Origin of the sequence: Streptomyces hokutonensis (assembly GCF_042751305.1) — a bacterium.
Taxonomy (GTDB): Bacteria; Actinomycetota; Actinomycetes; order Streptomycetales; family Streptomycetaceae; genus Streptomyces; species Streptomyces hokutonensis_A.
The window spans coordinates 162,690-187,767 of record NZ_JBHYWD010000003.1 but is presented as its reverse complement, the minus strand read 5'-3'; the positions used below and the strand labels follow the sequence as shown (position 1 = coordinate 187,767).

Here is a 25,078-nt window from a genome sequence, read left to right as displayed (position 1 = left end):
CGTGGGGGGGGGGGGGGGGGGGGGGGGGGGGGGCGCGGGGGGGCGGGGGGGGGGGGGGGGGGGGCCGGCGGGGGGGGGGGGGGGGGGGGGCGCGCCGGCCCCCCCCCCCGGGGGGGCCCCCCGTCCCTGACCTCGTTTAAGGAGACCGAGACATGCTGGACATCGCCGAGGAGCTGAACCGGTGGGTCGTGGACGGACGCGACTTCGCCGTCGCCACCGTCGTGGCCGTCGGCGGCAGCGCACCCCGCCGGCCGGGCGCCGCCCTCGCGGTGGACGCCGACGGCACGGCGATCGGCTCGGTCTCCGGGGGCTGCGTGGAAGGCGCGGTCTACGAACTGTGCCAACAGGCCCTCCAGGACGGCGAAACCGTCCTGGAGCGCTTCGGCTACAGCGACGAGGACGCCTTCGCCGTGGGCCTCACCTGCGGCGGGGTCATCGACATCCTCGTCACACCGGTACGGGCCGAAGACCCCGCCCGTCCCACGATCGCCGCCGCGCTGTCGGCCGCGTCGAGCGGCGGGGCGGCTGCGCTCGCCCGGATCGTCTCCGGCCCGGCAGAGCTGCGGGGCCGAGCCGTTGTCGTACGCCCCGACGGCTCCTACGACGGCGGCTTCGGCGCCCACCCCGAACTGGACCGCACGGTCGCCGCCGAGGCCGCCGCCCAGCTGGACGCGGGCCGCACCGGCACCGTCGAGATCGGCGAGCAGGGCTCCCGCTGCGGGGCCCCGCTCACGGTCCTGGTCGAGTCCTCGGTGCCGCCGCCCCGGATGATCGTGTTCGGCGCGATCGACTTCGCCTCCGCGCTGGTCCGCATCGGCAAGTTCCTCGGCTACCGGGTGACGGTGTGCGACGCCCGCCCCGTCTTCGCCACCAGGGCCCGCTTCCCTGAGGCCGACGAGATCGTCGTCGAGTGGCCGCACAAGTACCTGGAGCGCACGGACGTCGACGCCCGGACCGTCCTGTGCGTCCTCACCCACGACGCCAAGTTCGACGTACCGCTGCTCCAACTCGCCCTGCGCCTCCCCGTCGCCTACGTCGGCGCGATGGGCTCCCGCCGCACCCACCTCGACCGCAACGAGCGGCTGCGCGAAGTCGGCGTCACGGAACTGGAGTTGGCGCGCCTGAGGTCCCCCATCGGCCTCGACCTCGGGGCCCGGACACCGGAGGAGACGGCCCTGTCGATCGCCTCCGAGATCGTCGCCAACAGACGCGGCGGCAGCGGCGTCCCACTCACCGGCGCGCACACCCCGATCCACCACGACGCGACCTCGCTGCCCGCCCGGCGGATCGGTTCGGTGGCCTGAACTCCCGCTGTCAGCGCGGCAGTACGGGCCGGTCCGTGCGTTCGGAGAAGGCGGTGTCGCCCGCCACCGCCACCAGGGTGTCCTTGACGAGCAGGGCGTACGGGACGGTGTCGCTCGTGGAGTCGCCGGGGTTCTGGAGCGCCGAAGTGCGCCGGCGGACCGTGCCGGTGCGCGCGTTCACGGCCAGCAGCCGGCCGAACCGCTGCCGAGCCGGTCTCCCAGCACATGGCCGCCAATGGACTCCGCATCCCCGCGGTGAAGCGCCATCGGCCGGTCACCCTTCCCGATTCCCGTGCCCGCAAAGGCCGTTGAGGACCATCACACCAGAGCGTGCGTGCCACTCGCCGGACACTGCCGTCGGGGGAGCGGGAAATGGGTTGCGAGCCCGGGGTGCCCCCGCCTTCCATGGGTCCATGGTGTCCACCGACCGACTGCTCGCCTTCGCGGCCCTGTCCTTCCTGCTGATCGTGGTGCCCGGCCCCAGCGTGCTGTTCGTGATCGGCCGGGCGCTGGCCCACGGCCGCCGCGCCGCGCTGACCACCGTGCTGGGCAACACGCTCGGCGCCTACCTCCTCGTCGTGGCCGTCGCCCTCGGTGTCGGCTCGCTGGTGGAACGCTCGGTACTCGTCTTCACGACCCTCAAGCTCGCCGGCGCCGCCTACCTCGTGTACCTCGGGATCAAGGCGTGGCGGCAGCGCGGTTCACTGCGGGCCGCGTTCACCGGCGAGGAGGCGCCCCCGCACAGCAGCCTGCGCACCCTCTGGGAGGGCTTCGCCGTCGGGGTCGCCAACCCCAAGACGATCGTGTTCTTCGCCGCCGTACTGCCCCAGTTCGTGGACCGCGAACACGGCCATGTGACGGCCCAGATGCTGCTGCTCGGCCTCGTCTTCAACCTCATCGCCGTGCTCTCCGACAGCGTGTGGGGCCTGGTCGCCGCGACCGCCCGCGACTGGTTCGCCCGCTCACCCCGCCGCCTCTCCGCGGTCGGCGGCGCCGGCGGCCTCACGATGATCGGCCTGGGCGTGACGGTGGCGGTGACGGGCCGCAAGGACTGACCTCGCAGGACCTCGCTACGGCCGCCTCAGCAGGCCGTTCACCGCCCGCCCGAACATCGACCGCGCCGCCCACCGCAGCGGCCCGTCGAACAGCCGCGGCAGGAACCGCACCCGCAGCTCCTCCTGCCACACCACGCGGCTACGGCCCCCCGGTCCCGGCCGCACCTCGATCTCCGCCCAGCCCAGCACCACCCGCCCCCGCTTCTCCAGCCGGACGAGACCGGGCTCGTCGTCCGTCGGCGGTCGCCACACGGTGACCTCCATCCGGTCGTCGAAGCCGAGCGGGCCGAGACCGGAGCGGGCCACGAACACCGTGCCCTCACCGGTCGGCGGCGGGGTGACCACGGTGACCCGGGTCAGCGGAACCACATCGCCGTGGCGCGGCCACTCCGTCAACCGGCGCCACGCCTCCTCCAGGGGGAGCGGTGCCGTGCGTTCGAGACGGAAGTCGACCATGGAGGGATCGTAGAGAACGCATCACGGTCGGCGGTACTTTCGTCGGGGGGCTCACACCCTTGGCCCAGCGGTTCACAGGCACGCAGACGTACACCACAGGGGGAGTCGGTCGTCATGCCACTGAAGGCCTACGGCGTACTGATCACACGCGCGGTGGACACCCGGCGCGAGGGCGCCGCCGGTACACCGCACTACCAGATCCACCTCACGGACGACGCGGGCACGCACTACCGCGCAGCCGTCAACGTCCTGTCCCAGGAGAAGCCCTCCGAGTTGCTCTACCTCGTCAGCGAGGACTTCCAGCACCCGGTCACGGCCCGCCTGGAGGGTCTGCCGAGCGGCTGGAACACCCTGCTGCCCGGACCCGGCGGCCCCAACCTCGACTTCGTGCGCGGCAACCTCTTCGACCCGGCTCAGCTGCGCACGCTTCCGCCGGACGCGAGCGGCCCCGACAACGACCTCGCCGACCTCCTCGACCACTACGTACGGCGCGCGGTCGACGACCCGGACGCCCGGCTGTACGTCTACGGCGAGCGCTTCGGCCCCGAACCGACCGTCAAGGACAAGGTGTTCGGCTTCCTGCCCGGCAACGGCGTCCACGACATCCACATGAACCAGGGCAACAGCCGCCGCTTCAGCGGCGACGACGGCGTCTGGCAGGACGGCGGCATCCTGATCCACTTCCCGGCGCAGTCGCGCTGGGTGGCCGTCTTCCTCGCCTTCCAGAGCCAGTCCTGGCACACCGACGACACCACCGGCCACACCCTGGAGGGCACCGACGGCAACCGCAACGAGCCCGGCGGACAGCCGGTCCGGCTCGTGGCGGCCCTGGTCAACCCGCGTGGCCCGGCACCCGAGGCGGAGAGCGTCACGCTCCTCAACGCCTCGCCCGACCCCGTCGACCTCACCGGCTGGCACGTCCGGGACCGGCTGGGCAACTCCTGCGCGGTACCGGCCCCCGGCCCCCTCGCCGCCGGCGCCCCGCTTCTCGTCCCGCTCACGGACGGCGTCCAACTCGGCAACCAGGGAGGCGAGATCACCCTCCTCGACGCGAACGGCCTGAAGGTGCACGGCGTTTCGTACACCGCCGAACAGGCCGCGCGCGAGGGCTGGACCGTGGTGTTCTGACGCTCCCTTCCGCACCGCCTGCGCGTACGGCACCATGAGCCCGACCCGCACCGCACCACCGGCCGGAGGGTGTCCCGTGGACCGCGAACTGCACGGCAGACTCGACGAGTTGCAGCGCGACCCGTACCCGCTCTACACCCGGGCCCGGCAGACGGAGGGCCTCACGCACGTCGCCGAACTCGACGCCTGGCTCGTCGCCCGGGACGCCGACGTCCGCGAGGTCCTGCGCCGCCCCGAGGACTTCTCCTCGGCGGTCGCGCTACGGCCCGACGTGCTGCCGCCGCCCGCCGCGCTCGCCGTCCTCGGCGGCGGTTTCGGCGGGCGGCCGGTCGTCGTCACCGCGGACGGCGCGCAGCACCAGCGCCTGCGCGCGCCCATCGTCCGCGGCCTTTCCCCGGCCCGCGTCACGGCCGCCCTGCCCTACGCCGCCGAGCGCGCCGCCGCCCTGGTCGACACGTTCGCCGAGGACGGGCACGTCGAGTTGATGTCGGCGTACGCTCGCAGGCTCCCCGGCGAGGTGATCGGCCGGATCGTCGGCCTCGACCCCGAAGACGTGCCCGGAGTCGTCCACGGCGGCCACCGCGCCGAGGAGTTGCTGTTCCGGCCCCTGGCGGAGGACGAGCAGGTCGCCGCGGCCCAGGACGTCGTCACGATGCAGCACACCCTCGACCGGTACGTACGGGAGCGCTACGACCAGCCCCGCGAGGACCTCTGCTCGGAGCTGGTCGCCTCGGTCGTCGAGGGGCCGCTCACCCTGGATCACCGGCACCAACTCGTCGCCGATCTCCAGAACTTGCTGATCGCCGGACATCTCACCACCACCGCGCTCATCGGCACGACCGTCCTGCATCTGCTCCGCCACCCGGGCCAGTGGGAGCTGCTGTGCGCCGAGCCCGAGCGCATCCCCGCGGCGATCGAGGAGGCGGCCCGCTACGACACCGCGCTGCAGGGCTTCCGCAGAATCACCACCCGGCCCGTCGTCCTCGCCGGTACCGAACTCCCCACCGGGGCAACGCTGTTCATCGCCTTCGGCGCGGCCAACCGGGACGAGCGGCGCCATCCGCGCGCCGACACCTTCGACATCACCCGCTCCCCGGTCGCCCGTCACCTCGCCTTCGGCCTCGGCGTGCACGGCTGCCCGGGCTCCCAGCTCGCCCGGGAGCAACTCCGGCTCACCCTGGAGGAGTTGACCCGCCGCCTCCCCGGACTGCGGCTTGCGGACGACCGTCCGGTCGCCATGCGGCCCACGATGATCCACCGTTCCCCGTACGCCCTGCACCTGACCTGGTGAGAAGAGCGGGCCCTGGCGACTCAGGGCCGGTAGACCTTGCCCGGCTCCGCCTTCCCGGGCGCCAGCAGCTGCGGCACGGTCACGAACACGTACCCGCGTGCCTTCAGCGCGTCGATGATGCCGGGGACGGCGGGCACGGTGCCCTTGTACAGGTCGTGCAGCAGGATGATCCCGTCCCGGGTGGCCTGGGCGAGGACGCGCTTGGTGATGAGGGCGGAGTCGGTGGTCGCGTAGTCCTTGGCGGTCACGCTCCACAGCACCTCCGCGAGGCCCAGCTCACGGCAGATCTTGTGCACGGTGTCGTCGGTACGGCCCTGCGGCGGACGCATCAGCGTCGGCTTCCTCCCGGTGATCCGCTCTATCGCGTCGTCCGTGCGTTCCAGTTCGCCGCGTATCTGCGCGGGCGTGATCCGGGTCAGGATCTTGTGGTCCCAGGTGTGGCTCGCCACCTCGTGCCCCTCGGCGGCCATGCGCTCGACCAGCTCCGGGTACTTCTCGATATGCCGCTTGCCGAGCAGGAAGAAGGTCGCCGGGACCTGCTTCTCCTTCAGAATGTCGAGCAGCCGCGCCGAGTTCTCGCTCGGCCCGGCGTCGAAGGTCAGCGCGATGCACTTCGCCTCACGGCAGTCGACGGTCCCGAAACGGGCCTGCGCGGTCGCCGACACGGCATGTGTCCGGGCGGCAGCGGGCGCGGTCGTGTCGAGCTTGGTGCACCCGCTCGACGCGAGGCCCAGCGCGGCGACCGCCACGAACATGCCGACGGCACGCAACCCGGCCCGGGTTCTTTCCCTCTTCTTGTTCAGAGACCTCAGAGATGGCATGTCCATACTGTACATACCGTGTATATACGGTGTGAATAGTCGATCGGGGGTGCTCGCCGGGGGCGACCCTGTCCCCGCGTCAGCGGGTCTCCGCCCCCAACTCCCGCCCGAGCCGCAGGTTCCACCGCCCGGACTGCCCGCTGAGGTCGGTAGCGGTCAGCGGGGGCACGTCGAGCCGCCAGAAGGCGGGACCGGGCGCGCCGAGGACCGTGACCGCCAGGGCCCGTACGAGCTCCTGTTCTACGACCGCGAAGGTCCGGCCCTCGAACGCCGCCGCCGTCTCCAGCCACCCGGCCGCCCGCTCGCACAGCGCCCGCACCGACTCACCGCCATGGGGTGCGGCAGCCGGGTCCGTCAGCCAGGCCATCACCGCGTCCGGTTCCCGCGCCATCACCTCGTCGAGGGTCAGACCCCGCCAGCGGCCCATGTCGAGCCCCGCCAGCTCCGGCTCCGGCACAGCCGCGAGGCCGAGCGCGGACGCCGTCTCGCGGCAGCGCGCGGTGGGGGAGACCCGCACCCGGTCGACCGCCCCGAGCGAGCCGGCGGCGGACTCCGCGCGGACCCGGCCGCTCGGGTCGAGCGGACTGCCGTCGTCGAACCGGGCCTCCCGCAGGGACCGGTTCAACGCCGGTGAGATCAGGGTGATGCGGCTGGTCACTTCGTCGCTCCAGTTCTCCGGGCTGTACGGAACATCGTCTCGCGTACACCGCAGGGCACGGCGGCCGGGCGGACACCCACCCGGCCGCCCCTGCCTTCGACTCAGGACCCGCGAGTCTTCAGCCCGCAGTCGGGATTGACCCACAGCGCTCCGCCGGAATGGCCCGCCCTGGCCCTGACGGGGGTAGCCGTACACGGTGCCCCGCGCTGCCGCGGCTGCGGACTCGCTGTCACGGAACTCCTACTGGCCGTCGCTTCCGACGATCTCGGCGGAGGCGCCGGGACACCGCCCGCCGGCGGAGCACCGGCGAGTAACCGTACGGGAATCATTCGGACGGCCTCCGGTCGCGGTGGGTCAGCCGGACCCGGATCCAAAAGCCCGAAGGATCTGCTCGGCGGCCAGGGTTGCCGTCAACTCGCCCTCCCGCACCTGCCGTTCGAGGTCCGGCGCCAGTGAGCGTACGGCCGGATCCGCGTGCAGCCGGCCGAGGAGTTCCTCGCGGACCATCGTCCACGTCCAATCCACCTGCTGCTCACGGCGTTTGGCGGCCAGGCGCCCGGTGGAGTCCAGCAGGGACCGGTGCTGTTCCAGGCGCTCCCAGACCGTTTCCAGGCCCGTTCCCTCGCGGGCGCTGCAGCTCAGTACCGGCGGGGTCCAGGCGGCGTCGGCCGGATGCATGAGGCGCAGGGCGCCCGCCAACTCCCGTGCCGCGCCCCGTGCGTCGCGCTCGTGCGGGCCGTCCGCCTTGTTGACGGCGATGACGTCCGCCAGCTCCAGGACGCCCTTCTTGATGCCCTGCAACTGGTCGCCTGTGCGGGCCAGGGTCAACAGGAGGAAGGAGTCGACCATGTTGGCGACCGCTGTCTCCGACTGGCCGACGCCGACCGTCTCCACGAGTACGACGTCGTAGCCCGCCGCCTCCATCACCACGATCGACTCCCGGGTCGCCTTCGCGACGCCGCCGAGGGTGCCGGCGGTGGGGGAGGGGCGGACGAAGGCCGCGGGGTCGACGGCCAGGCGTTCCATGCGGGTCTTGTCGCCGAGGATGGAGCCGCCCGTCCGGGTGGAGGAGGGGTCGACGGCCAGTACCGCTACCCGGAAGCCGAGCGAGGTCAGCAGCGTGCCGAACGCGTCGATGAACGTCGACTTGCCCACGCCCGGCACACCGCTGATCCCGATGCGCCGGGCCTTTCCGCTGTGCGGCAGGAGTTCGGTCAGCAACTCCTGTGCCATGGCGCGGTGTTGGGGCTTGGTCGACTCGACGAGTGTGATGGCGCGGGCCACCAGTGCGCGCTTGCCGTCGAGTACGCCCTTCACATAGGTGTCGACATCGATCACTGGGTGTGCCCGAGGTCGGTGGCCAGCCGCTCGACCAGGTCGTAGGCCGCGTCCGGGATCACCGTCCCGGGCGGGAACACGGCCGCCGCGCCCATCTCCAGGAGCGTGGGCACGTCCTGCGGCGGGATCACCCCGCCGACCACGATCATGATGTCCTCGCGGCCCTCCTCGGCCAGGGACTCCTTCAACGCCGGTACGAGGGTGAGATGCCCTGCTGCCAGCGAGGAGACCCCGACGACGTGCACGTCCGCCTCGACGGCCTGGCGGGCCACCTCGCCGGGGGTCTGGAAGAGGGGGCCGACGTCGACGTCGAAGCCGAGGTCGGCGAAGGCGGTGGCGATCACCTTCTGGCCGCGGTCGTGGCCGTCCTGTCCCATCTTGGCGACCAGGATGCGCGGGCGGCGGCCCTCGGCCTCCTCGAACTCGGCCACGAGGGCGCGGGTGCGCTCGACGGACGGGGACTCGCCGGCTTCGGTGCGGTACACACCGGAGATCGTACGGATCTGGCTCGCGTGCCGCCCGTACACCTTCTCCAGCGCGTCGGAGATCTCACCGACCGTGGCCTTCGCGCGGGCCGCGTTCACCGCCAGCTCCAGGAGGTTGCCGCTGCCTTCGGCGGCGCGGGTCAGGGCGTGCAGGGCGTCCTGGGTGGCCTGTTCGTCGCGCTCGGCGCGCAACCGCCGTAGTTTCTCGATCTGTTGGGTGCGGACGGAGGAGTTGTCGACCTTGAGGACGTCGATCTGCTCGTCGGTCTCCACCCGGTACTTGTTGACGCCGATGACCGGCTGGCGTCCGGAGTCGATGCGGGCCTGGGTGCGGGCCGCCGCCTCCTCGATGCGCAGCTTGGGGATACCCGCGTCGATGGCCTTGGCCATGCCGCCCGCCGCCTCGACCTCCTCGATGTGCTGCCAGGCGCGGCGCGCGAGGTCGTACGTCAGCTTCTCGACGTAGGCGCTGCCGCCCCACGGGTCGATCACCCTGGTGGTGCCGGACTCCTGCTGGATGAGGAGCTGGGTGTTGCGGGCGATGCGAGCCGAGAAGTCGGTGGGGAGCGCGAGGGCCTCGTCGAGGGCGTTGGTGTGCAGCGACTGGGTGTGGCCCTGCGTCGCCGCCATGGCCTCCACGGCCGTACGCGTCACGTTGTTGAACACGTCCTGCGCGGTCAGCGACCAGCCCGAGGTCTGTGAATGGGTGCGCAGGGAGAGGGACTTGGCGTTCTGCGGGTCGAACTGCTTGACCAGCTTGGCCCAGAGCAGGCGGGCCGCGCGCAGCTTCGCGATCTCCATGAAGAAGTTCATGCCGATCGCCCAGAAGAAGGACAGCCGGGGCGCGAACGCGTCCACGTCCATGCCCGCCTCCCGGCCCGCCCGGATGTACTCGACCCCGTCCGCGAGGGTGTACGCCAGCTCCAAGTCGGCTGTCGCGCCCGCCTCTTGGATGTGGTAGCCGGAGATGGAGATCGAGTTGTAGCGGGGCATCCGCTGCGAGGTGTACGCGAAGATGTCGGAGATGATCCGCATCGACGGCTTCGGCGGATAGATGTAGGTGTTGCGGACCATGAACTCCTTGAGGATGTCGTTCTGGATGGTCCCGGCCAACTTCTCGGGCGGTACGCCCTGTTCCTCGGCGGCGACAATGTAGAGCGCCAATACCGGCAGCACCGCGCCGTTCATCGTCATCGACACGGTCATCTTGTCCAGCGGGATGCCGTCGAAGAGCTGCCGCATGTCGTAGATCGAGTCGATCGCCACGCCCGCCATGCCGACGTCACCGGTCACGCGCGGGTGGTCGCTGTCGTAACCCCGGTGCGTGGGCAGGTCGAAGGCGACCGACAGGCCCTTCTGGCCGGCCGCCAGATTGCGGCGGTAGAACGCGTTGGACTCCTCGGCCGTGGAGAAGCCCGCGTACTGACGGATCGTCCAGGGCTGGTTGACGTACATCGTCGGGTACGGGCCGCGCAGATACGGCGCGATGCCCGGGTAGGTGGCCAGGAAGTCCAGGCCCTCCAGGTCCTGCCCGGTGTACAGCGGCTTGACCGCGATGCCCTCAGGGGTCTCCCAGAGGAGGTCGTCGCCGCCCGCCGCCTTCTTGACGGCGTCACGCCACTCGTCGGGTCCGGCCTCGGCGGCCGGGGCCCCCAGCTCGATCCCGGAGAAGTCGGGGATCCGCCCCTTCGCTGCCATCAGGACACTCCCATGCGGTCGAGGGTGGCGGACAGGACGGCCACGGCGTCACAGCCCGCGAAGACATAGGCGTCGACACCGGGATACTCACCGGGACGGCCCGCGAGGAACACGTGCCCGGCACCGGCCGACCTCAACTCCCCGGCGACCGCGGCCGCTTGCTCCTCGTACAGGGTGTCGCTCGAGCACAGGCAGGCCTCGGTGGCACCGCTGTCGGCGAACTCGCCCTCGGTGACGGGCTCGATGCCGCCCGCCTGGAACAGGTTCGAGGCGAAGGCGAGGCGGGCGGTGTGTGCTGCGGCCGGGCCGAGCGCCGCCAGGAAGATACGTGGGCGGGAGCCGGTCGCCGCGAGGTGGGCGTCGGAGCGGGCGCGCAGTGCCTCGTAGGCCTCGTCGCGGCGCACGCGCGGCAGGCCGCCGGACGGGACCTCGGGGGCGGGGGTGCGCTCCGGGAGACGTTCGGCGAGGTTGGGGAACTCGCTTACGCCGGTGATGGGTTCGCGGCGCCTGGCGAGCTTCGCGCTGCGGGCCGCCCAGGTGATGGCGAGGTCCTCGCGGAGGCGGCCGGAGCTCAATACGGCTGCCTGGCCGCCCTGTTGCTCGATGTGCTGGAAGAACTCCCAGCCCGCGTGGGCGAGTTCGTCCGTGAGTCGTTCCACGTACCAGGAGCCGCCCGCCGGGTCGATCACCCGGGACAGGTGCGACTCCTCGACCAGGATCGTCGAGGTGTTGCGGGCGATCCGGCGCGCGAACGCGTCCGGCAGGCCCAGCGCGTGGTCGAAGGGCAGCACGGTGACGGACTCGGCGCCGCCCACCCCGGCGGCCAGCGTCGCGACCGTCGTGCGCAGCATGTTCACCCACGGGTCCCGGCGGGACATCATCACCGGCGAGGTCACCGCGTGCTGCACCTGTCCGCCCGGCGCCCCGCACACCTCGGCCACTCGGGCCCAGAGCCTGCGCGCCGCGCGCAGCTTGGCGATCGTGAGGAACTGGTCGGCGGTCGCCGCGTACCTGAACTCCAGCTGGCCGACGGCCTGTTCGACGCTCAGCCCCGCCTCGGCCAGCTCACGCAGATAGGCGACACCGGTCGCCAGCGAGGCGCCCAGCTCCTGCGCCGCCGAACCGCCGGCCTCGTGGTACGGCAGCGCGTCCACCGTCAGCGCGCGCAGCCCCGGATACTCCTCGGCGCACCGCCGGGCGAGCGCGGCGACCGGCGCGAAGTCGAAGGCCTCGGCCCCGGTGCGGGCCGCGAAGCCCAGCGGGTCGGCGCCCAGGTTGCCCCGGGCTGCCTCGCGCGCGACGCCCCGCTCCTCGTACAGCCGTAGCAACTCGTCCGCTGCGGAAGCGACTTCGGGCCCCGGGTCGAGGACGACGGGTGCCAGGTCGAGGAAGACGCCGTCGAGGACCCGGCCGAGCGAGGAGACCGGGATGCCCCGCTCACCCACGGCCAGCCACAGCGAGGTGACGCCGTTCTCCAGGTCGCCGAGGACCGCGGAGTTGTCTGCCGTCGTGTGCCGCTGCCGTACGTCCCAGCCGCCGAGGGTGTTGCCCTCGGCCCGGCCGCCCCGCACGAACGGGGCGAAACCGGGGAGGCCGGGTTCGGGCGCGGAGTCGTCCGCGGTGTACAGGGGGCGGGCGCGCAGCCCGTCCTCAAGTGGGGTGGACAGGGCGTCTTCCGCTGCCGTACCCGAGGCTTCCTTGCCCGACTTGCGCAGTACGCCTTCCACCAGGCGTTGCCACTGCTCATGGGTCGCGTCAGGGAACTCGGCGGCCAGCGAGAGCCCGTCGTCAGGCAGGACCGTCATGCTCGGATGCTAGGGCAAACGTGCAGGTGAGCAGCAGAGGACGCGGCTGTGACCTTTGCCTCCCCTGGCGGTCTAGACCAGCCTTCGGTGCGGGCGCTACAGCCCGACGTCCCGCCGGCTCATGTCCTCCAGCGACTCGCGGCGGACCAGGACCCGCGCGATGCCGTCGGCCACCGCGACGACCGGCGGGCGGCCGACGAGGTGGTAACCGGACGCAATGGACGGGTGATACGCGCCGGCCGCCGGTACGGCGAGGAGGTCGCCGGGGCGTACGTCGCCGGGCAGCGCCACCTCGTCCGCGAGGACGTCGCCCGTCTCGCAGTGCCGGTCCACGACCGTGACCGGTCGCGCCGGGGCGGTGGCCGGGCGGCCGATCGGCCGGGGCGCGTAGCGCACGCCGTACAGCGCGGGCCGCGGGTTGTCGCTCATGCCGCCGTCGACCGCGACGAACGTCCGGTCGCCGGTGCGCTTGACCGCCGGCACCCGGTCGGCGGTCTCCACCAGCGCGCGGCCCGCCGTACCCCGGACGATCAGCCCCCGGAACGGAACCCCGGGCCCCGGGTCGCCGAAGGCCGCGTCGACAGCGGCCAGGAGCCGCTCGCCCGCATCGCGGCGGAGGCCGGCCGACGGCAGCGCCAACGGCGAGTGCCCGTGGGCGAGTTCACCGCCGGCGGCTCCCAGGCGAGGACGGCCAGCACCTCGGCGCCGGTACGGCGGACCTCCCGCACGGCCCGGTGCAGCGCCGCGAGGCTCCCCGGCGAACCGCTCACTCCGACCCCGGCACGCGGCCGCCCCGCACCGCTCATCGTCGCTCACTCCTCGCCGTACGACAGACTTCCGCGGCGCATCGAAGTGCCGGAGAGAGCCGACGTATCGCCGTGTTGGCGAGGGCCTGAAGCCGGAGGGCCGGTTCTTGACGCGCTCGTGACGCGATGGCGGCGGTGGCCGGAATTGATCCCTCAACTCGCCCTCCACCGCCCGCCCGTGTCAACGGAGTGGCGGTCACTGGCAAAGCGCGGGGCAAGAATCGCCGCCCCGGACGACCCCGTGAGACGCGATGACCGTCTGGCAACGCACTGTTCACTCAGGAGCCGCCGGGAAGCGCCAGGGTGCGGACGTTGTCAGCTCAACTGCTCGCCAGGGAGGGCATCATGACCGCACAGACAGAGACACCGGACGGTTCGGCGCAGTCGTCCGAGGGGGTCAGCCGACGGCACGCGCTGGGTCTCCTCGGTACGGCAGGGGCGGGCGCCGCCGTCACCCCCTTGCTGGGAGCAGGCACGGCACAGGCCGCCCCGCTGGAAGCCCCGGCACTCCACCTCACCGCGGACTCCTCGGGCGCGGTGCCGGTCCAGGGCCTGCACCTCACCTTCGGGGCGGACCCGCGCACCCAGATGACGGTCTCGTGGATCACCGACAAACCGGTGACCAGACCCGTCGTGCGCTACGGCACACTGGAGCACGGCTTCGGCTCCAGCGCCAAGGCCCGCACGGTCACCTACGTCGACGGCACCTCCAGCCGCACCGTCTACGTCCACCACGCCGCCCTGAACAAGCTCACCCCGGACACCGACTACCTCTACCTGGCCACCCACGAGGGCGCGACCCCCGACAGCGGTACGTTCCGCACCGCCCCGCGCGGCCGGAAGCCCCTCACCTTCACCAGCTTCGGCGACCAGTCCGCCCCGCAGGTGACCTGGACCGCGAACGGCACCGTCGGGCTCGACGCGAACTCCACGCCCGCGACGAAGGACATCGTCACCGGCATCGAGCAGGTCGCCCCGCTCTTCCACCTCCTCAACGGCGACCTCTGCTACGCCAACCTGGACGTCGACCGGGTCCGCACCTGGAACAACTTCTTCACCAACAACACCCGTTCGGCCCGCTTCCGCCCCTGGATGCCGGCGGCCGGCAACCACGAGATCGAGAAGGCCAACGGCCCGATCGGACTCGGCGCCTACCAGACCTACTTCTCCCTCCCCTCCACCGAGACCGACGCCGAACTCGCGGGCCTCTACTACGCGTTCACGGCCGGCTCGGTCCGGGTCATCGTGCTGCAGAACGACGACAACTGCCTCCAGGACGGCGGCGACGTCTACATCAACGGCTACTCCGGCGGACGCCAACTCGCCTTCCTTGAGAAGGAGTTGAAGGCGGCCCGGGCCTCGCGCGACACCGACTGGATCGTCGTCGCCATGCACCAGGTCATGGTCAGCTCCACCGACGCCAACGGCGCCGACCTCGGCCTGCGCCAGAAGTACGGCCCCCTCTTCGACCGCTACGGCGTGGACCTCGTCCTCTGCGGCCACGAGCACAACTACGAGCGCTCGCTGGCCGTTCGCGGAGTCGTCAGCGGCACCGAGACGCTGACCCCCAACCCGGTCTCCACGGCCACCGACGACATCGACACCGGCCTCGGCACCGTCCACATGATCCTCGGCGGCGGTGGTGTCTCGGGCACCACGAACCAGAGCTTCTTCAAGGACGGCACCGGCAAGGTGATCACGTCCGTGTCTGCGACCCCCGGCGCCAACGGCAAGCGCACCTCCACCTACACCAAGGAGGAGGCGGTCTGGATCGGCGTCCGGGACACCGAACACCCCTACGGCTTCGCCGCGTTCACCGTCGACCCCGGCTCGCACCCCGGCGACACCACCCGTATGCACGTGACCTACTACAACGTGAACAAGCCCAACGGCGACCTGTCGGTGTTCGAGAACTTCACTCTCCACCGCAAGCGCTCGGACGGCTACCGCTAGTCGGAGCGGTCCTGCAGGTCCACATCGAGCACTTCGGCAACCCGTGCCAGACGGTGCCGCGCGGTGTTCCGGCGCGGCGAGGCGGACCCGCAGGGCCGCCGCCGTGGGGGGCCGCCGACTCCCGGGCGTCGGCGGCCCCGGACTACAAGGACTGACCGAGCAGGGTGCGGGCCCGGTCGAGGCAGCCGTGCGGGTCGGGGGAGGCCTGGAGGGCGGGGAGCAGGAAGAGCCAGAGGTCCGTCACCGCCTGCTCGACGTGTCTGCGGTCGTCCAGGGCGTCGGACACGGTGTGGGTGCCGAAGAAACCGGCGACGATTACCCGCGCGGCCCGCTCGGTATCGGTTTCCGGGGCGAGTTCGCCGTTCTCCCGTGCGGATTGCAGGAGTTGGGCGACGGTTTCGATCCAGCCCACGAACGGCTGCGGCAATTCGGTGGGAATGGATTTGCTCTCGTTCGAGAGCCTGTTGCCCGCCCGCACGATCACGTTGTCGCGGAACTCCCGCGCCACCGCGAGGCTGAGGCCCACCAGCCGGTCCAGGACGGGTCCGTCGAGCGAGGTCCAACTCTCCACCAGCCTCGGCCACTCACCGAAGTGGGCCTCGAAGACGGAAGCGGCCAGGCCCTCCTTGCTGCCGAAATGGAAATAGATGGCGCCACTGGTGTAGCCGCTCCGCCGCGCCACGTCGCTGATGCTCGTTCCGACGTATCCATGCTGTTCGAACAGCGCTGCCGCCGCCGCCAGGACGGTCCGTCGGGTGGCTTCCGCGCGTTCTTGCATAGCCCTCAACGGCCCTTGCCCTTCACCCCGAATCGTCTTTTCAGGCGAATCTATCGGACAGCGCGGCATTTCTTATCCGCACCCGCAAGGATCACGCATCCTATTATTTTATGAAGGAATCGACCGGGTCTTCCCCCTCCGATGCTGCGGCGGTACCGCCACTGAGCTGGGACCGCTCCGTGCCGCGGCACCTCGTGCACCGGAAGTCGATCGCGGAGGTCCTCCTCACCGACGGACACGCACTCGGCGAGGGACGGTATCTGCTCGCCGCGCAGTGGTCACGCTCCCACACCACGTTCCGCCCCGGATCCGGTGACCGGCACGACCCGCTCCTGATCGCCGAAACCCTCCGCCAGGGCTGCCTGTACCTCTGCCAGCGCTTCCTGGGAGTCCCCGCGACGAGCAAGGCCGTCATCAAATCCATCGGCTTCCGGCTCGACCCCGCCACGGAACCCGTGGTCGGCTACGGCGCGACCGACGTGACCTGCCGCGCCAGGGTCTACGACGTCCGTCGGGCCGACGGCCTCCCTCATCCCGTCGCGCTGAGCCTCCGGCTCGAACTGGCCGCGGGCGACGCCGAGTTCGGCAGCGCCGAGGGCCGGGCCCGCATTCTCACCGAGGACGAGTACAGGGGGTTGCGAGGCTCCCGCGCCGGTGCGCTTCCGCCACCGGGCGAGGACTTCCGGCGACTCCCGCCCGCCGACGTCTCGGCCATCGCCCCCGGTGGCGTGATGGTCGCCCGGGACGGGACCGGCTCCCTGCGGGTGGCACCGGCCGACCTCCGCCATCCGCTGTTCTTCGACCACCCCAGCGACCACATCCCCGGCATGGTCCTCCTGGAAGCCGCCCGCCAGGCCGCATGCCTCACCAGCGGCGACACCACCGCCCGGCTGACGGGCTGCCGTATGACGGCCACCCGGTTCACGGACTGGGACCCGCCCGCGTATGTCGCGTGCGAGCCGGTGGGGGAGGAGTGGGAGTTCCGGGTCACCCAGGGCGGGGCGGTGACGGCGGAGGGGAGTCTGTGGTGGGCCTGAGACGGTGGTGAGGGGTGCGCGTGCCCACGAGCCTATTGTCGACCCATGAGAGTGGATCACCGCGACGTCGACTGCGTCTTCTGCCGTATCGCCGCCGGTACCGAACCGGCCCGCGTCGTCGCCGAAACCGCGGAGACGCTGACGTTCCTGCCCGTGCGACCGGTGCACCCCGGGCATGTGCTGGTCGTGCCCCGGCGCCATGTCGCCGACATCTGGGACCTCGACGAGGAGACGGCGGCGGCCGTCGGCACGGCGGTGCTCCGCGCGGCCCACGTGGTGCGGGCCGCCCACCGCCCCGAGGGGCTGAACGTCATCCAGTCGTCCGGCGCGGTCGCCACGCAGTCGGTGTTCCATCTGCACGTCCATGTGGTGCCGCGCTACCAGGGCGACCGGATGCCGTATCTGTGGCCCGAGAAGGCCGGGGCAGATCCGGAGCTGCTCGACGACTCCGCGCGGAGACTGCGCGGCGCGCTGAGCGCACGCCGGCACTGAGACGGCACCGGGCCGACGGTAGTAGGCGAGCAGCGCGCCGGTGACCGTCAGCGACCAGCCCTTGATCCGGAACCAGTGGGTCGATTCAGCACAGGGGATCGCAGGCGGCGGCCCGCGTGGGTGGGGCGAGTGGGGCGGCCCAGGACGACTCCGGCCAGGACCAGTGCCAGTCCGCACAGTTGACGGACCGTCAGTACCTCGCCGCCGACCGCCGTGCCGAGCAGTACGCCGGTGACGGGGTTGAGCAGGCCGATCAGACCCACCGTTCCGGAGGGCAGGTGCCGCAGCCCGGTGAACCAGGCGGCGAACGCGAGCGCGGTGGCGACGAGGGTGACGTAGCCGAACGCGAGGAGCGCCGACGCGGAGAGCGCGGGCGGCGGGCCCTCCACGGCCGCGGCGACCGGCAGGAGGAACAGTCCGCCGGCGGTGAGCTGCCAGGCGGTCGAGGCGAGTACGTCGGTGCCGGTGCTGTTCCACCGTTTGGTCAGGATGTGGCCGAAGGCCGACACGAGCATCGCCGCGGCCGAGGCGAGGACTCCCGGCACGCTCACTCCGCCCGCCCCCGTGAGCAGCATCAGGCAGACCCCGCCGAGGCCGATCGCGGCGCCGGCCAGGTGCGGGAGGCCGGGCCGCTCGGACATCAGGGCCCAGGCGATGAGCATCATCGCCAGCGGGGACACCGCCATGACGGTCGCGGCGATGCTCGTCGGGAGCAGTTGGGAGGCGGCGTAGACGAGGGCGAAGAAGACGCTCACGTTGAGCAGTCCCAGCACGGCGGACCGCCACCACCACGCGCCGCGCGGTCGCCGCCGGCACAGGGCGAGCAGGACGAGACCGGCCGGCAGGGCGCGGAGGGCGGCTCCGTAGAGCGGGCTGTCGGGTGGCAGGAACCGGTGGGTGACGTAGTAGTTGGTGCCCCAGGCCACCGGTGCGACGGCGGTCAGTGCCACCCATCGCAAATTAGCTTCCATGGAAGATAGTATAGCTTCCTGGGAAGCTATCATGGTGGGCATGGACGACCCGCAACCGCCGGACCGCGTAGCCCGCATCCAGGCCGACTGGCGCCGCGAGCGCCCCGACCTCGACGTCACCCCGCAGGGCGTGATCGGCCGACTGCACCGCCTGGCCGGCCGGCTGACCGAGGAGCTGAGCCTCGTCTACGGGCGCTACGGACTCAGCGAGGGAGAGTTCGACGTCCTGTGCGCACTGCGCCGCGCAGGCGAGCCCTACGAACGGGCACCCGGCGAACTGGCCGCCCACACCATGGTCACCACCGGCGCGATGACGAAACGCATCGACCGTCTGGAGCGCGCCGGCCTCGTCACCCGCCGCCGCTCCGACGACGACCAGCGCGGCCGGATCGTCGCCCTCACCCGCCCCGGACACGAACTGATCGACCGGGCGTTCACCGACCACATGCGCAACGAACACCGGCTGCTGGGCCTGCTGACGCCGGGCGAGGCGGAGGAGTTGGAGGGGCTGCTCACCGCGTGGCTCGCGCGGGTGGAGGGGCCACGGGCGGGGGAGAGTGGGTGAGGGGGGCGGAGTCAGACGTCCTCTTCGGGGCCTATGTTGCGAAGGACCGTCTCGTACTCGCCCGTCGCGAAGAGCCCGTCGATGACCGCGACCATCGACGGCACGCCCGGGTCACGGACGATGAGGCCGTCCCAGCACCACCAGTAGTCGCCTTCCGGCTCGCCCGCCTGCCGCTGCGTGTCCATGATGCGGCGCACCTCGTCGAGCGTGAACACGGTTCCCGACCAGCGCTCGCCGTCGTCACGGACGACCCACATGTCCACGTTGCAGACCTCGTCGAGGTCCTCGCCGTCACCGGGCACGAAGCAGATCTCGTAACCGGTGCGCCTGACTCGGTAGAAGGGGCCGTCCCACATGCTTGCTCCGTCTCCATCTCTATGCCAGCCAGCAGTACAGGCGCTGGTCCTGCCCGCGGAGGCCGCGGGCAAGCCGGGCCAGATCGCTCAGGATCCCGGTCGCGATCTCTTGGTCGAACACATCGCCGGATGCCGCCCGCTCCTCGACCCACAGCCGACCGACTTCGACAAGCCGGTACGGGTCGGCAGCGGCAAGCGCGTCCTGAAGGGCATGGGAGGCGGCGAAGAGTATCGGGCCCTCGCCGTCGCCGGGATCCGCGACGACTTCGGGTTGACCAGCAGCCACGAGCACATCGAAGCTCCGACCGGTGAAGACGCTCTCCCATTCGAGGAGCGCCTCTTCGGCGTCGAAGTTGCCGTACGACAGCGACTCGAAGGAAACCCCATCGGGGCCGCCGTTCACGACCGCAGCCGCAGCCTCGTGACCCGATGCCGCGAAGAACTTGACGATGGTGCTCACCGGGGCATGGTGCCTGCCCGACCGAACATGGATCACCTGCTTTTTGCGCGGATACGCTCGTCGAAGGAGTAATGGTGCTGGAACTGCTGGGCTTCTACGACGAGTTGGACAACCGCTCCGGCCGGCCGAACGGATCGATACGCGACGCCGTCCGGCCGGCCGGTGAACCGGATGAGGCGGAACTGGTGGCCTACCTGGACGGCGGCCATGTCCTCGTCGACGTCATGGAAGGCGGTCACGACGTCATCACCGGAAGCCCTCATCGGCACTCTCCGGGATGCTCGTCGCTGATGACCGACGGCAGTTGGCTGTGGCGCCGGGACTTCGCGCACTACGTGGAGACCCACCACGTTTCGCTGCCGGACGCGTTCCTCGCGCACGTCCGCGGCCTGCGCCATCGGATGCCGACCGTCGTGGTCGCGCGGTTCGCTCCCCACTACGACGAGACGATGCCGCTGGTCGGCTGGTCCTCGGCCGTTCCATGGCGGTCGACGGCGACCGTGCTCGTACCTGAACCGCGAGTAGTGATCAGCAAGGCCGAGTTCGACGCGGCGACGGCGGCCCGGGACCGGGACCGGCCGTCGGGCGGCCGGAGCAGACCGCGCAAGCCTCGCAAGCCGCCGAGGACGTGACCGAGTCCCCCGTCAGTTCTTCCTGGTGAGCACTCCCCGGTCGAGAACCACCATGCCCCCACCCGGGTCTGGAGCATGAACACCCCACAGTGGTCCCAGACATGGACGTCGAGCGACTGTCCGGGCAGGACCGGTGAGGAGAAGCGGTAGGACATGCTGCCGAAGGTCGCCGGTCGCGAGTCGGGGACCTCGTGGAGGAGGGCGCGGCGTACGAGGAGGCTTTGCTACGCCACCTGGCGCGCCGGAACGTCGACGGCGTCGAGGTCGTACACATTCGCGTGGACGAGGCCCGCGTCCACGTGATCACCTCGCCGGGCGCGGACCGGGACGACCCGCGGATCTACCTCGACCTCCACGGCGGCGCGCTGTTCACCGGTGTCCGACGGTGGATAGTCGTACGTTGAATCGGGGCCCATGGTGACGCGTTCAGCTCAACACTGCTGGGAACGGGGATGGTTGTGATGGCGGGCGTGGAACTGGCTGAACTGATAGCCCAGTTGCGGGCGGAGCTCACCGAGGCCATGCGGGCCGGCGAGAACGCCGGGCTGCGGTTCGAACTCGGGCCTGTCGAGCTGGAGTTGGCCCTCTCCGTGGGCAAGGAGGGCGGCGCCGGGGGCAAGGTCAGGTTCTGGGTCGCGGAACTCGGCACCGAGGGCAAGGCGTCCCGCGCCTCCACCCAGCGGATCAAACTGGTGCTGGATCCCCGGCAGGCCGGTGTGCCGGATTGCAGGCCGCTGATCTCCGGCGAGGAAGTCGACGGCGAGAGATGAGCGCCGGCGTATGAGTTCCGAGGGCCTCGACCGTGCCCGCGTCGCCGAGTTGCTGGTGACCCACGCGGGCGGGCGGCGGCGCGGCTCGGGTTACCGGGTCACCACGGACGTGGTGCTGACCGCCGCTCACGTACTGGAGGGTGCCGCATCCGTGCAGGTGCGGTTCGAGCCCGACCTGCCGGGGGAGTGGACCGCGGACGCGCTGTCCTGGTCCGCGGACGCAGCCTCGGACCTCGCCGTGGTGACCATCGCGCCCCGCCCGGGCGAACCGGCGCCGGCGGACGCCCGGTTCGGGCGGATCGGGACGCGGGCCGCCCAACTGCCGTTGCAGGCAGTGGGGTTCCCCCGGTGGAAGCTGCGCGGGAACACCGGAGCGGGAGCCACGGGTCCGACGGGACCCGCCGCGGCGACCTGGTTCCGCGACAGCGCACACGTCGTCGGGTCGGTGGCGCTCCTGTCGCACTGGCGGGAGCGGACCCTGGAGATCGTCGTCACCGCCCGGCCCGCCCTCCTCGCCCCCGGGACGGGCGGCGCGGTGTCGCCGTGGGAGGGCATGTCCGGGGCCGCGCTGTGGGCGGAGGACCGGATCGTCGGCGTGGTCACCAAGCACCACCCGGGGGACGACCTGGGCATCCTGACCGCCGCGCGGTTCGACCTCGCGCTGGACGGACTCGCCCCAGGACTACGGCAGTTGCTGCCGGTCCCCGAGCGGTCCACGCTGCTCCCCGACCTCGTACCCGCCGCCGACCAGGCGGACGAGGAGTTCGCCGACAGGTACCGCGCCTTCATGGCCCGTACCCTGAACCGTTTCGAGTTCTTCGGCGTCGACCCGCGTGGCATACCGCGCCGGCACACCTTCGCGACCGGCTACGTCCCCCTGACGGTGAGCCCGCGGGACACCGGCGACGAGCCGAAGAACGCCGTGACCCCCGGAGTCCGCGCCGACCAGGCCCTCGGCGACCAGGAACGCGCCCTGGTGCGCGGGGTGGCCGGCACGGGGACTACGAGACGTACGCGCGTGACGTGCTCAGCGAGATCGACTTCAGCCGGTTCGACGTCGAGCTCCAGAACGGCCGGCGCATCGACCACGTCGACCACCTGAAGTCCATCGTCACCCTGACCCTGCGCAACAGCGTCTTCGATCTGACCCCGCTCACCGCCCTGCCCGACCTGCGCCGCCTCACCCTGCGCGACAACGACATGACCTCCCTGCGCCCCCTGTCCGGGGCCCGCTCACTCCGGGTCCTCGTCCTGGACCGGTGTGCCAGGAACGCCGGCGCCCTGCCCGTGGACCTCACCCCGCTCCGCGAACCGCGGCTCTCCCGGCTCGTCATCGCCGGCATCACCACCCGCGCGGACCTCGCCGGCCTGTCCGGCGTACGGCTGGACAGCCTGCGCCTCGAATCACGCCCACGCGACCAGGCCCGCCTCCCCGCCGGACTTCGGATACGCCACCTCAGCCTGGTGTCCGGCGCGCGAAGGGTCCGGTTCGACGAGGTGGACGACCTCCGCTCCGTCGTCCTCGACTGGTCAGCGGAAGCGGACCTGCCGGCCATGACCGCCACCCTGCCGAACCTGCGCCGACTCGTCCTGCGCCAGGTTCCACCGGGCACATCCGTCCCCGCACTCCCCGGCATCCGAACCACGGTCCGCCCGGCCCGGCGCCCGACGACGGACTGAGACGCACGGCCCCATCCGCAACGTCTCCCAGGACGACTACTCAGAGCCAGTCCTTCCGCTTGAAGATCACGTACAAACTGCTGCACACGACCGCCATCAGGACAATGGCGAACGGATACCCGAGCACCCAGTGCAACTCCGGCATCCGATCGAAGTTCATCCCGTAGATCGTCCCCACCAACGTCGGCGCGAACAGAATCGCCGCCCACGACGAGATCTTCTTGATCTCCTCGTTCTGTTCGAACCCCGCTTCCGCCAACGCCCGCATCTCCGCGTTCTGTTGCTGCGTGACGAGGGTCGCGTTCACTGTGAGGATGTCGGTGAGGGCCTGGCGGAAGCCGTCGACTCGTTCGCTGGTGTGGGTGACGTGGTCGGCGACGTCGCGGAGGTAGCGCTGGAGTTCCTCGTCCGTGCCGTACTTGGCGAAGCCGGCCATCAGGCTGTGGAGCATGCCGACGAGGGGGCGGGTGGCGCGCTGGAACTCGACCATTTCCCGGGAGAGTTCGTAGATGCGGCGGGAGACCGCGGGGTCGCCGCGGAAGACCTCCGTCTCGATCTCGTCGATGTCGATCTGGACGCCGGCGACCACCGGCGCGTAGCCGTCGACGACCGCGTCGAGGATCGCGTACAGCACCGCCTCGGGGCCGAGTTTGAGCAACTCCGGTGTTTCCTCCATGCGTTGGCGGACCGCCGAGAGGTCGGGGGCCGCGCCGTGCCGGACCGTGATCACGAAGTCCGGGCCGACGAAGACGTGCAGCTCGCCGAAGTCGACCTCCTCCGGTGTGTCCAAGTACCGGGCGGCGCTGAGGACTACGAAGAGAGTCTCGCCGTAGCGCTCCAGTTTCGGGCGCTGGTGGGCCTCCATCGCGTCCTCGACCGCCAGCGGGTGGAGGTCGAACTCGGCGGCCAGGGAGAGGAGTTCGGCCTCGGTGGGGCGGGCGAGGCCGATCCAGGCCATGCCGGACGGCTGTTCGCGCAGCTCGCGGAAGGTGTCGGCGAGGGTGTCCGGCGCCGAGACCCGCACCCCGTCCCGGTACAGCGCGGCCTGGACGACGCTGCCCGCGTCGGAGGGCTCGGAAGGGGGTGCGTCGGTGGCGGAGAGGGGCGGCTCGGGTGCGGGGGGCGGAGGCGGGGCGGGCGTGCGGCGCCAGCCGGACTTCCTGCCGGTTCCACCGGTCCTGCCGGTCCAGCCGTTCTTCGAGGTGGGGCGGGCGCGTCGCTGGGGCATCGCGGTGCCTCTCGATCGGGCCTGTGTCTGCGTGATCACGGAGCAAGAGCACGAGCAGGATATACGGGGCAAACGACCTCGGCGTGTGATCGGGTCCGGGATTCGGTGAGAGTTGCGGACCGAAGGTGTCCGCAATCGTCGCTAGCGTGCGGAGTGTGACCAAGGCGAAGACCGCGAAGGCGTTGACCGCGAAGGCGAAGCCTGCGAAGACCCCGACCGCTCCCGTGCTCGACCTCCGCGCCCTCAACCGCGCCACCCTCGACCGGCAGCTCCTCCTGCGCCGCTCACCGCTCACCGCCACGGCGGCCGTCGAGCATCTCCTCGGCCTCCAGGCCCAGAACGTCAAGCCGCCGTACTACGCGCTCGCCTCCCGCCTCGACGGCTTCACTCCCGAGGCACTGTCCGGGCCGATGGCCGAACGCGAGGTCGTCCGGATCGTCACCATGCGGTCCACCATCCACACCCACACGGCCGCCGACGCCCTCACCCTGCGCCCGCTGGTGCAGGCCGCCCGCGACCGTGAGCTGGGCACCTTCCGCAAGGGGCTCGTCGGGGTGGATCTCGACCGGCTCGCCCTGCTCGCCCGCGAACTCGTCGAGGCCGAGCCCCGCACCATGAAGGAGTTGCGCGAGGCGCTGCTCGTCGAGTGGCCGGACGCCGATCCGCAGGCCCTCGCGATCGCCGCCCGGTGCCGGCTGCCGCTCGTCCAGGTCACCCCGCGCGGGCTGTGGGGGAGGAGCGGTCAGGTCGCGCTCACCACCGCCGAGCACTGGCTCGGGCGGCCCGCCGAACCCGTGCCGACCCCGGACGCGACCGTGCTGCGCTATCTCGCCGCCTTCGGTCCCGCCTCCGTCAAGGACATACAGACCTGGGCCGGCCTGACCAGGCTGCGCGAGGCCTTCGAACGGCTGCGCCCCCGGCTCGTCACCTTCTACGACCCGAACGGCGTCGAACTCTTCGACCTCCCGGACGCGCCCCGCCCCGCCGCCGACACCCCGGCCCCGCCGCGCTTCCTGCCCGAGTTCGACAACCTGCTCCTCTCCCACGCCGACCGCACCCGGGTCGTACCGGCCGAGTACTGGGGCCGCGCCTGGCAGGGCAACGTCGCCCACCGCACGTTCCTCGTCGACGGCTTCCTCGCCGGGGTCTGGAAGCTCGACGACGGCGACGGCCACCTCGTCGTCGAGCCCTTCGGCCGGCTGACCAAGGCCCAGCGCGACGAGGTCACCGCCGAAGGGGCGCGGATGCTGGACACCCTGCACCCGGGGACGTCGTACGACATCCGGTTCGGGACCGTCGTCGGGCAGTAGA

Annotated in this window: 26 protein-coding genes and 2 pseudogenes; 14 read left to right on the top strand and 14 right to left on the bottom strand. The window is 71.4% G+C overall.

Going from position 1 to position 25,078, the window contains the following annotated elements:
- The first annotated feature begins 152 nt into the window (after positions 1-152).
- On the top strand, positions 153-1,304 hold the full coding sequence (locus tag ACFXC1_RS10780) for an XdhC family protein (protein WP_381241414.1): 1,152 nt from the start codon (positions 153-155) through the stop codon (positions 1,302-1,304).
- A gap of 10 nt (positions 1,305-1,314) precedes the next feature.
- Here the strand turns inward: ACFXC1_RS10780 and ACFXC1_RS10775 are convergent, their stop codons facing one another.
- The gene (locus ACFXC1_RS10775; RefSeq protein WP_381241412.1) at positions 1,315-1,485 is read right to left on the bottom strand and encodes a hypothetical protein; all 171 of its coding nucleotides are present in this window, start codon (positions 1,483-1,485) and stop codon (positions 1,315-1,317) included.
- 232 nt (positions 1,486-1,717) lie between these two features.
- Between ACFXC1_RS10775 and ACFXC1_RS10770 the strand changes: the two genes are divergently transcribed.
- Positions 1,718-2,359 (top strand): LysE family translocator, encoded by a 642-nt coding sequence (locus ACFXC1_RS10770; RefSeq protein WP_381241410.1) that lies wholly within the window; start codon positions 1,718-1,720, stop codon positions 2,357-2,359.
- A 15-nt stretch (positions 2,360-2,374) separates the two neighbouring features.
- Here ACFXC1_RS10770 and ACFXC1_RS10765 read toward each other — a convergent pair whose 3' ends face one another.
- Positions 2,375-2,815, bottom strand: a complete 441-nt coding sequence (locus tag ACFXC1_RS10765; RefSeq protein WP_381241408.1) for an SRPBCC family protein — start codon at positions 2,813-2,815, stop codon at positions 2,375-2,377.
- Positions 2,816-2,929: 114 nt separating this feature from the next.
- Here ACFXC1_RS10765 and ACFXC1_RS10760 point away from each other — a divergent pair, with 114 nt between their 5' ends.
- Both ACFXC1_RS10760 and ACFXC1_RS10755 read left to right on the top strand, forming a co-directional pair.
- Positions 2,930-3,943, top strand: a complete 1,014-nt coding sequence (locus tag ACFXC1_RS10760; protein ID WP_381241406.1) for a DUF2278 family protein — start codon at positions 2,930-2,932, stop codon at positions 3,941-3,943.
- A gap of 76 nt (positions 3,944-4,019) precedes the next feature.
- Positions 4,020-5,234, top strand: a complete 1,215-nt coding sequence (locus tag ACFXC1_RS10755) for a cytochrome P450 (protein ID WP_381241404.1) — start codon at positions 4,020-4,022, stop codon at positions 5,232-5,234.
- 20 nt (positions 5,235-5,254) lie between these two features.
- Here ACFXC1_RS10755 and ACFXC1_RS10750 read toward each other — a convergent pair whose 3' ends face one another.
- The 7 genes and pseudogenes from ACFXC1_RS10750 to ACFXC1_RS10720 form a co-directional block, all read right to left on the bottom strand.
- Positions 5,255-5,989 (bottom strand): polysaccharide deacetylase family protein, encoded by a 735-nt coding sequence (locus tag ACFXC1_RS10750; protein ID WP_381241908.1) that lies wholly within the window; start codon positions 5,987-5,989, stop codon positions 5,255-5,257.
- Positions 5,990-6,134: 145 nt separating this feature from the next.
- Positions 6,135-6,713, bottom strand: a complete 579-nt coding sequence (locus ACFXC1_RS10745; RefSeq protein WP_381241402.1) for a histidine phosphatase family protein — start codon at positions 6,711-6,713, stop codon at positions 6,135-6,137.
- 354 nt (positions 6,714-7,067) lie between these two features.
- On the bottom strand, positions 7,068-8,051 hold the full coding sequence (gene meaB, locus ACFXC1_RS10740; protein ID WP_381241400.1) for a methylmalonyl Co-A mutase-associated GTPase MeaB: 984 nt from the start codon (positions 8,049-8,051) through the stop codon (positions 7,068-7,070).
- A complete protein-coding gene (gene scpA / locus ACFXC1_RS10735) occupies positions 8,048-10,234 on the bottom strand; it encodes a methylmalonyl-CoA mutase (RefSeq protein ID WP_381241398.1) in 2,187 nt (728 codons plus the stop codon). Before scpA ends, meaB begins: the two co-directional genes overlap by 4 nt.
- Positions 10,234-12,039: a methylmalonyl-CoA mutase family protein gene (locus tag ACFXC1_RS10730; protein ID WP_381241396.1), complete on the bottom strand. Its 1,806-nt coding sequence runs from the start codon at positions 12,037-12,039 to the stop codon at positions 10,234-10,236. The genes scpA and ACFXC1_RS10730 overlap by 1 nt, the downstream gene beginning before the upstream one ends.
- Positions 12,040-12,135: 96 nt before the next feature.
- Positions 12,136-12,744 (bottom strand): annotated as a pseudogene (locus ACFXC1_RS10725) (diaminopimelate decarboxylase); the annotation flags it as partial.
- A gap of 8 nt (positions 12,745-12,752) precedes the next feature.
- A pseudogene (locus ACFXC1_RS10720) lies at positions 12,753-12,845 on the bottom strand (universal stress protein); the annotation flags it as partial.
- Positions 12,846-13,190: 345 nt separating this feature from the next.
- Here ACFXC1_RS10720 and ACFXC1_RS10715 point away from each other — a divergent pair.
- Positions 13,191-14,798, top strand: a complete 1,608-nt coding sequence (locus tag ACFXC1_RS10715) for a purple acid phosphatase family protein (RefSeq protein ID WP_381241394.1) — start codon at positions 13,191-13,193, stop codon at positions 14,796-14,798.
- A gap of 142 nt (positions 14,799-14,940) precedes the next feature.
- On the opposite strand, the gene ACFXC1_RS10710 is transcribed toward ACFXC1_RS10715, so the two are convergent.
- On the bottom strand, positions 14,941-15,576 hold the full coding sequence (locus tag ACFXC1_RS10710) for a ScbR family autoregulator-binding transcription factor (RefSeq protein ID WP_381241392.1): 636 nt from the start codon (positions 15,574-15,576) through the stop codon (positions 14,941-14,943).
- Positions 15,577-15,755: 179 nt separating this feature from the next.
- Between ACFXC1_RS10710 and ACFXC1_RS10705 the strand changes: the two genes are divergently transcribed.
- Both ACFXC1_RS10705 and ACFXC1_RS10700 read left to right on the top strand, forming a co-directional pair.
- Positions 15,756-16,613 (top strand): ScbA/BarX family gamma-butyrolactone biosynthesis protein, encoded by an 858-nt coding sequence (locus tag ACFXC1_RS10705; RefSeq protein ID WP_381241390.1) that lies wholly within the window; start codon positions 15,756-15,758, stop codon positions 16,611-16,613.
- Positions 16,614-16,658: 45 nt separating this feature from the next.
- The gene (locus ACFXC1_RS10700) at positions 16,659-17,105 is read left to right on the top strand and encodes an HIT family protein (protein ID WP_381241388.1); all 447 of its coding nucleotides are present in this window, start codon (positions 16,659-16,661) and stop codon (positions 17,103-17,105) included.
- A gap of 47 nt (positions 17,106-17,152) precedes the next feature.
- Here ACFXC1_RS10700 and ACFXC1_RS10695 read toward each other — a convergent pair whose 3' ends face one another.
- A complete protein-coding gene (locus tag ACFXC1_RS10695; RefSeq protein WP_381241386.1) occupies positions 17,153-18,076 on the bottom strand; it encodes an EamA family transporter in 924 nt (307 codons plus the stop codon).
- A gap of 31 nt (positions 18,077-18,107) precedes the next feature.
- Between ACFXC1_RS10695 and ACFXC1_RS10690 the strand changes: the two genes are divergently transcribed.
- Positions 18,108-18,641 carry a MarR family winged helix-turn-helix transcriptional regulator gene (locus tag ACFXC1_RS10690; protein ID WP_381241384.1) on the top strand — a complete coding sequence of 178 codons (534 nt, stop codon included), beginning with the start codon at positions 18,108-18,110 and terminating at the stop codon, positions 18,639-18,641.
- Positions 18,642-18,652: 11 nt separating this feature from the next.
- Here the strand turns inward: ACFXC1_RS10690 and ACFXC1_RS10685 are convergent, their stop codons facing one another.
- A complete protein-coding gene (locus ACFXC1_RS10685) occupies positions 18,653-18,997 on the bottom strand; it encodes a hypothetical protein (RefSeq protein ID WP_381241382.1) in 345 nt (114 codons plus the stop codon).
- A gap of 19 nt (positions 18,998-19,016) precedes the next feature.
- A complete protein-coding gene (locus ACFXC1_RS10680) occupies positions 19,017-19,457 on the bottom strand; it encodes a hypothetical protein (RefSeq protein WP_381241380.1) in 441 nt (146 codons plus the stop codon).
- Between the two features lie 71 nt (positions 19,458-19,528).
- Here ACFXC1_RS10680 and ACFXC1_RS10675 point away from each other — a divergent pair, with 71 nt between their 5' ends.
- The 5 genes from ACFXC1_RS10675 (at position 19,529) to ACFXC1_RS10655 (ending at position 22,539) form a co-directional block, all read left to right on the top strand.
- Entirely contained in the window at positions 19,529-20,089 is a 561-nt protein-coding gene (locus tag ACFXC1_RS10675; RefSeq protein ID WP_381241378.1) for a hypothetical protein, read from the top strand.
- Positions 20,090-20,280: 191 nt separating this feature from the next.
- Complete coding sequence (locus ACFXC1_RS10670; protein WP_381241377.1) at positions 20,281-20,493, top strand: hypothetical protein; 213 nt, start codon at positions 20,281-20,283, stop codon at positions 20,491-20,493.
- Between the two features lie 66 nt (positions 20,494-20,559).
- Positions 20,560-20,859 (top strand): trypco2 family protein, encoded by a 300-nt coding sequence (locus tag ACFXC1_RS10665; protein WP_381241375.1) that lies wholly within the window; start codon positions 20,560-20,562, stop codon positions 20,857-20,859.
- Between the two features lie 10 nt (positions 20,860-20,869).
- A complete protein-coding gene (locus ACFXC1_RS10660; RefSeq protein WP_381241373.1) occupies positions 20,870-21,961 on the top strand; it encodes a trypsin-like peptidase domain-containing protein in 1,092 nt (363 codons plus the stop codon).
- Positions 21,883-22,539 carry a leucine-rich repeat domain-containing protein gene (locus ACFXC1_RS10655; RefSeq protein WP_381241372.1) on the top strand — a complete coding sequence of 219 codons (657 nt, stop codon included), beginning with the start codon at positions 21,883-21,885 and terminating at the stop codon, positions 22,537-22,539. The genes ACFXC1_RS10660 and ACFXC1_RS10655 overlap by 79 nt, the downstream gene beginning before the upstream one ends.
- 40 nt (positions 22,540-22,579) lie before the next feature.
- Here ACFXC1_RS10655 and ACFXC1_RS10650 read toward each other — a convergent pair whose 3' ends face one another.
- The gene (locus tag ACFXC1_RS10650; RefSeq protein ID WP_381241370.1) at positions 22,580-23,767 is read right to left on the bottom strand and encodes a magnesium and cobalt transport protein CorA; all 1,188 of its coding nucleotides are present in this window, start codon (positions 23,765-23,767) and stop codon (positions 22,580-22,582) included.
- 155 nt (positions 23,768-23,922) lie between these two features.
- Between ACFXC1_RS10650 and ACFXC1_RS10645 the strand changes: the two genes are divergently transcribed.
- A complete protein-coding gene (locus tag ACFXC1_RS10645; RefSeq protein ID WP_381241369.1) occupies positions 23,923-25,077 on the top strand; it encodes a winged helix DNA-binding domain-containing protein in 1,155 nt (384 codons plus the stop codon).
- The last annotated feature ends 1 nt before the right edge of the window (position 25,078 follow it).